The organism is Pseudomonas sp. CROZ-RG-20F-R04-15, from assembly GCF_022662375.1.
In the GTDB taxonomy this organism is placed as follows: Bacteria; Pseudomonadota; Gammaproteobacteria; order Pseudomonadales; family Pseudomonadaceae; genus Aquipseudomonas.
Genome location: NZ_JAKNQL010000017.1, coordinates 120,297 through 126,326, shown reverse-complemented (window position 1 = coordinate 126,326; position 6,030 = coordinate 120,297). Strand labels below are relative to the sequence as shown.

6 protein-coding genes are annotated in these 6,030 nt (G+C 58.8%); 2 read left to right on the top strand and 4 right to left on the bottom strand.

What is annotated here, in order from left to right; genetic code table 11:
* Positions 1–838, top strand: an 838-nt coding sequence (locus L8H52_RS22075) for a type II secretion system F family protein (RefSeq protein ID WP_242208645.1), incomplete at its 5' end; no start/stop codon positions are given.
* Positions 839–1,084: 246 nt separating this feature from the next.
* On the opposite strand, the gene L8H52_RS22070 is transcribed toward L8H52_RS22075, so the two are convergent.
* Complete coding sequence (locus L8H52_RS22070; RefSeq protein ID WP_242208646.1) at positions 1,085–2,227, bottom strand: pectate lyase; 1,143 nt, start codon at positions 2,225–2,227, stop codon at positions 1,085–1,087.
* Positions 2,228–2,425: 198 nt separating this feature from the next.
* Here L8H52_RS22070 and L8H52_RS22065 point away from each other — a divergent pair, with 198 nt between their 5' ends.
* On the top strand, positions 2,426–3,181 hold the full coding sequence (locus L8H52_RS22065; protein ID WP_034152916.1) for a FadR/GntR family transcriptional regulator: 756 nt from the start codon (positions 2,426–2,428) through the stop codon (positions 3,179–3,181).
* Positions 3,182–3,185: 4 nt separating this feature from the next.
* On the opposite strand, the gene L8H52_RS22060 is transcribed toward L8H52_RS22065, so the two are convergent.
* The 3 genes from L8H52_RS22060 to L8H52_RS22050 all read right to left on the bottom strand — a co-directional run bounded on the left by L8H52_RS22060 (position 3,186) and on the right by L8H52_RS22050 (position 5,737).
* Complete coding sequence (locus L8H52_RS22060) at positions 3,186–4,079, bottom strand: SMP-30/gluconolactonase/LRE family protein (RefSeq protein ID WP_242208647.1); 894 nt, start codon at positions 4,077–4,079, stop codon at positions 3,186–3,188.
* The gene (locus L8H52_RS22055; protein ID WP_242208648.1) at positions 4,076–4,918 is read right to left on the bottom strand and encodes an NAD(P)-dependent oxidoreductase; all 843 of its coding nucleotides are present in this window, start codon (positions 4,916–4,918) and stop codon (positions 4,076–4,078) included. The genes L8H52_RS22060 and L8H52_RS22055 overlap by 4 nt, the downstream gene beginning before the upstream one ends.
* 93 nt (positions 4,919–5,011) lie before the next feature.
* The gene (locus L8H52_RS22050; RefSeq protein ID WP_242208649.1) at positions 5,012–5,737 is read right to left on the bottom strand and encodes an oligogalacturonate-specific porin KdgM family protein; all 726 of its coding nucleotides are present in this window, start codon (positions 5,735–5,737) and stop codon (positions 5,012–5,014) included.
* Between the last annotated feature and the right edge of the window lie 293 nt (positions 5,738–6,030).

Below are 6,030 nucleotides of genomic sequence, written 5' to 3'. Positions count from 1 at the left end.
AGATTTTCCGGAGATCTACCGCGCACTTATTGCGGCGGGCGAGGAGTCCGGCGATTTGGCGCAGGTTATGGAGCGTCTCGCCGATTACATCGAGGAACGCAACAACCTGCGCGGCAAGATTCTCACCGCGTTTATCTATCCCGGTGTGGTTGGGTTGGTGTCGATCGGCATCGTGATTTTCCTGCTCAGCTATGTGGTCCCGCAGGTGGTCAGCGCGTTTTCCCAGGCGCGGCAGGATTTGCCGGGGTTGACCTTGGCGATGCTCAACGCGAGTGATTTCATCCGCAGTTGGGGCTGGCTGTGTGCCGGGATCATGGCCGCCAGTTTCTGGGGCTGGCGTTTGTATCTGCGCAATCCGGCGGCACGTTTGAGTTGGCATCATCGGGTGCTGAAGTTGCCGCTGTTCGGTCGTTTCATCTTGGGGCTGAACACCGCGCGTTTTGCCTCGACGCTGGCGATTCTCGGCGGCGCCGGGGTGCCGTTGTTGCGTGCGCTGGAGGCGGCGCGGCAGACGCTGTCCAATGATCGTTTGAGTTTGAGCGTCACTGAGGCCACGGCCAAGGTGCGTGAGGGTGTGAACCTGGCGGCAGCGTTGCGGGTGGAGAATGTGTTTCCGCCAGTGCTGATTCATTTGATCGCCAGCGGCGAAAAAACCGGATCGTTGCCACCGATGCTCGAGCGCGCGGCGCAGACCTTGTCGCGCGATATCGAACGCCGGGCGATGGGCATGACCGCGCTGCTGGAGCCGCTGATGATTGTGGTGATGGGCGGGGTGGTGCTGGTGATTGTGATGGCGGTATTGTTGCCGATCATTGAGATCAACCAACTGGTCCAGTAGCCGCTTTTGTTGGTGTCTGACCGGCCCTCTTCGCGAGCAAGCTCGCTCCCTCAGGGATTGATGTTGTCAATGCAATTTACTTCACAACACAGAACCCTGTGGGAGCGAGCTTGCTCGCGAAGGGGCCAGTCAGGGCAATGAATAATCCAAACTTTCCCAGAACGCCACTCCCTGTACGATCTTCAAACAGACATGAAAAAGCCCTCGTCACCGAGGGCTTTTCATTGACACGGTTACATCGACCAATCAGATCTTGCCAGCGCCAGCCTTGGCCTTAACGTCGGCCGCGACTTTGTCCGCGTTCAGCGGGGTGTAGCTGTAAGGCGGGGTCCAGCCGATGTTGGTGCCCCACTTGCAGGTCAGCAAGGTGCCATTGAGCGTAGAACCCTGATCAAGGTAGGTGCTGCCACCGTAATCGCCGGCGATTTTGTCGCAGCCGCTGATGCCGGAGATTTCGAACGCGTTTTTCTCGGAGAAAATCTTCGAGCTTTTGCCCACACCGTGCGCGTAACTGAACGGGTAGACCTTATGGCTGGTGCTGCCCACGTGATAGTTGTTGTACAGATGCACCTGGCCGAAGCGAACGCGTGGTGCGCGTGCGGAGATGTTTTCGAACAGGGTATTGTGGATCGTGACCTTGAGCTTGCCATCATCGGTGGTGCGGCTGTCGCTGGAACCGATCAGGTTGTTCTTCTCGTGCGATTTGAACGCCGAGTAGGAAATGGTCACGTAGTTGGCACCGTTTTTCACGTCCAGTGCGCCGTCGTGGTGTTGCTTTGGACGGCCGTTGGCAGTGCCGTTCTGGTCATCGGTGCGGCGGCCATCGGTGAAGGTGACATGGTCGACCCACACATTGTTGGCGCCTTCGATGGTCAGCCCGTCGTACTCGGAGTTCCAGTTGCCGGCGCTGCCGTCATTGGCGTCCCAGATCGGCTCCGGATCCCACGGGTTTTCGATGGTGATGTTGCGGATGATCACATCGTTTTCCTTGGCATAGAAGAAACCCTCGCGGATCTCCGCCGTGCTGCTCGTACCGACGATGGTCGTCTTGCCCGGGATATCCAGACGGCCGCGCTTTTTCATATCGGCGGTCGTCGTATAAGCTTTGCCTTCGCTGATGTCGATAGGCCCGGTAATCTTGATGATGCGACCGTTGGTGCCGACCGAAGCGCTGAGTGCGGCTTTCAGTTCGGCGGCGTTCTTCACGGTGTAGATGTTGTTGGCTGCCGCTCTGGAGCCACCCTTGGTGCCACCGTTCTGCGTGGCCCAGCCAGTCGTTGCAACATCCAGCCAGATATCGGCTGCTTGTGCAGGCAGGCTGGAAAACAGCAGGCTGCCGACGATGGCGCTGGCCAGTTTGCAGGCCGTGAAGGTTGTTGGTTTTGTCATGAGTAATCAGATCCTTGATTAACTTGAGTGTTTTACACGCGAAATTTCGACGTGTTTCTCGAGCGGACGTCCTTATCGCCATTGCAGCGAATCGAACGTCCGCTGCATGAGAAATCCTATCATTGAACTGGTGCGTTGTCGTACAACTGAATGGGCTATGATGCGTAATTATTCGAAAACTCGAGATTTTTGTTGCTGATGGACAGATCCAACGCCACACCCAATGTTCGTCGTCGGCATCGCAGCTTGGCGGAGGACCTGGTCACCGAGCTGTCCCGACGTATTTGCAGCGGCGAACTCGCGCGCGCGACGAAGCTGCCGACTGAATCTCAGGTCATGGCCGAACACGGCGTCAGTCGCACGGTCGTGCGCGAGGCGATGTCGCGTCTGCAAGCAGCAGGCCTGGTAGAAACCCGGCACGGTATCGGCACCTTTGTTCAGGACATTCCCAGCCCGAGCGGTTTTCGCATTGATCCGGACAGCATCGTCACGCTTCAGGATGTCTTGGCGGTGCTTGAATTGCGCATCACTTTGGAGGTCGAGGCCGCCGGCCTGGCGTGCGCGCGGCGTACCGATGAGCAGCTGCAACTGATGCGTGATTCGCTGGACGCCATCAATTCCCGCGCCGTCAGTGTCGACTACGCCGTGTCGGCGGATTTCCAGTTCCACCAGCAAATTGCGCTGGCCACCGGCAACCGCTATTTCACCGACATCATGCTGCATCTGGGCGCGAACATTCTGCCGCGCACGCGCCTGCATTCCAAACGCCTGGAGAATGACCGTAAGGAGCCCTATCTGGAGCGCCTCAGTCGCGAGCATGAAGACATTTACATTGCGATTGTCCGGCGTGATTCCGACGCCGCGCGCGCAGCCATGCGCTTGCATCTGTCCAACAGCCGCGAGCGTCTGCGCCGAGCCTACGAAGCTGCAGACGCGGCGGCGTTGAACGTCTGAAGCCTCAGGCGCGGGCCTTGGGTTCGGGCAGGCCTTGAACGCCCGGATTGAGGGCGAACACTCCGCCCGCCAATGGCTGGTCAGCGAGATCGATGCCTTGCGGGCGAATCGAGGTGACAAACAGGGTGTCGAGCCGAGGGCCGCCAAAGGCACACATCGTCGGCTTCTTCACCGCTACCGGCAGCGCGCGATCCAGTTTCCCCTGCGGGGTAAAGCGCAACACCAGGCCGGCATCAATCGCGCAGATCCAGTAGCAGCCGTGTGAATCCACGGCGGCACCGTCCGGTCGACCGGGGTGGTCGTTCATGTCGACGAACAACCGGCGGTTGTGCGGCGTACCGCTGTCGATGTCGTAATCGAAGGCCCAGATCAGTTGACGGCTCGGGTGCGAATCGGACAGATACAGGGTGCGTCCGTCGGGGCTGAACGCCAGGCCGTTGGGCACCACGAGGTCCTCCAGTTGCGGCGCCAGCACAGATAAATCGTTCGGGTTTTGCCCGTCGTAGCGATACAGCGCGCCGACCGCCTCGGCGCCCATGGCGGTTGGCATCGAGCTGGCCCAAAAGCGTCCCTGACGATCGCAGCGACCATCATTGAAACGCATGTGCGGGTGGGCGTGCTCGACGCCGATGAGCTTTTCCGCAGCCAGACGTCCGTCAGCCTGCGGGCGCAGTTTGAATAGACCACTTTCCTGCGCGCCCAGCCAATGTCCCGCTTCGCTGCGGGCGATACAGGCGAGCATTTCGTCCGCCTGCCAGCAGTCGGTCTGGCCGTCGAGCTGCCAGCGATGCAAGCGGCCGGCCGGAATATCCACCCAATACAACGCATTCTCCTCGGCTTGCCAGACCGGGCTTTCACCGGTGGCGTTGCGCGCATCGACAATCAGTTCGGCATTCATGATCGTGTCTGCGCCGGCGTTTCAAACGGACCTGCAGCGGTAAAGGCGCCGCCCTGATACAAGCGGTCGGGATGGTCGGCAGCGAGTGCCGGTTGTTGTTCGACCTTTGCGCGAAAGGCTTCGGAGCTGTCCTGCGGCGCAAAGCCCAGATGCGCGGCGTGCCGGTTGTTCCACCACTGATCACGGTTGGCGGACACCCCGTAAATCACGCTGTGCCCGACATCGCTGGCCAGCAGTGCGCGGGCGATCAGGTGCTCGAGATCGGTATAGCTCAACCAGGTCGCCAGCATGCGCAAGTTGCGCGGTTCGGGGAATGAGGAACCGATGCGCAGGCTCACGGTTTCGATGCCATAGCGGTGGAAATAGAACGTTGCCAGGTCCTCGCCGTAAGCCTTCGACAAGCCGTAGTAACCGTCCGGGCGACGCGGCGAATGGGCGTCGATCTGTTCGTCCTGCGAGTAGAAACCGGTGACGTGGTTGGAGCTGGCGAACACGATGCGCTTGACCCCGTGCAGGCGCGCGGCCTCATAAACATGAAAGGTGCCGCGAATATTCGCTTCAATGATTTCTTCGAAAGATCGCTCCACCGAGATCCCGCCCAAATGCACGATGGCATCGACGCCCTCGACCAGTGCGGCGACAGCGGCCTTGTCGCTCAGATTGCAGTTGATCACTTCGTCATGCGCGCCGCGGCTCGGCGCCATCGCACTGATGTCCGAGGCGCGGACGATGTTGGCGTGAACCTGCAAGGTTTCGCGCAGAATCTGGCCGAGCCCACCGGCGGCGCCGGTCAGCAGAATACGGTTGAAGGGTTTGGCTTGCGTAGCGTGTGTGGTCATGGTCGGGTCTTCCATTACGCGGTGGTGAAAGGGGGCGGCGGAGTGTCTGCCCGACAAGCGATGCGCGCTCGCCAGGCAAAACCTGCGTGCGGCTTACATGAAGTTGTACTGCACGCCCAGACGCCAGCGAGCCTGGCGGTCGGGTGAGGTGGAGTCGACTTTGATGTCGCCGATTTCCATGAAGGGCGCCCATTGTTTGGTGAGCTTGTATTTGACGATCAGGTTCTGTTCGTAGTCGCTCTTCTTGTAGTCGTAGCGGATGTAGTCGGTCTTGAAATAGATGAACTGATATTCGTAGGCCCACTTGTTGGCGGGCGTATAGCCGAGCCAGCCTTCGAAGCGGTGGGTGGTCTGGTCATCCTTGAAGTGATCGGGCATGTCTTTGTTGACCTGATCGCGATCGAGTTTGCGCAGGTCCAGGCGATAGCGCGTCGCCACGTAAAAGGCGTCGTCGATTTTGTAGTTGTACTTGAGGCCGAACTTGTAGGCGGTCGCATCCTTGGAGCTGTCCATCTGAAACGCCGGGGTCAGCGTCGACTGCGCGCTGAGCTTGTAGTTGTAGCTCACCGTGAACTCATGGCCGTTGTTGACCATGTTGTCGTAGGCGACATCTTTGCGGTCACCGGCCGTGCGGTATTTCATCTCCGCCTCAAACCCCAGTCCACTGTCCAGGCGGTAATTGAGCTTGATTCGGTCGGCGTGGGCGCTGTCCTCCTCGGTGTACTGATGGCGGTAGTTGAGGCTGGCGGAGTCAGCGTGGGCAAACAAGGGCAGGCCGAGGGCCGCGACAGTGACGAGCGTGCGTAGGGTGGTGTTCATACGGTCTTCTTTTTTGTTTTTGTTAGGGTCGTTTGACGAGTACTACAGGCACCGCGATGTTGCGTATGGCTCTCATTTGAGGCGCAGATATAAGTTATCGTACGACAAGATGACTCGTCTACGTTATTTTGCTTGTTTGGAAACATGTTGAAACATATACGTCGTGTGAATAGGCCTGTAACGCCAGTCATGTTATTCCTAAGTCATCTTTAAATATGGCGCTTAGCTGGACGTTTAGCCGAAAATGGTTAGATTCAAAGAAGAGTTATTGGGCCTTTTCAAGTGTTGTACGA

Excerpts from the sequence above, each read along its gene's own strand:
- L8H52_RS22070 (WP_242208646.1), bottom strand. The coding sequence starts at position 2,227 with ATGACAAAACCAACAACCTTCACGGCCTGCAAACTGGCCAGCGCCATC.
- L8H52_RS22065 (WP_034152916.1), top strand. The coding sequence starts at position 2,426 with ATGGACAGATCCAACGCCACACCCAATGTTCGTCGTCGGCATCGCAGC.
- L8H52_RS22060 (WP_242208647.1), bottom strand. The coding sequence starts at position 4,079 with ATGAATGCCGAACTGATTGTCGATGCGCGCAACGCCACCGGTGAAAGC.
- L8H52_RS22055 (WP_242208648.1), bottom strand. The coding sequence starts at position 4,918 with ATGACCACACACGCTACGCAAGCCAAACCCTTCAACCGTATTCTGCTG.
- L8H52_RS22050 (WP_242208649.1), bottom strand. The coding sequence starts at position 5,737 with ATGAACACCACCCTACGCACGCTCGTCACTGTCGCGGCCCTCGGCCTG.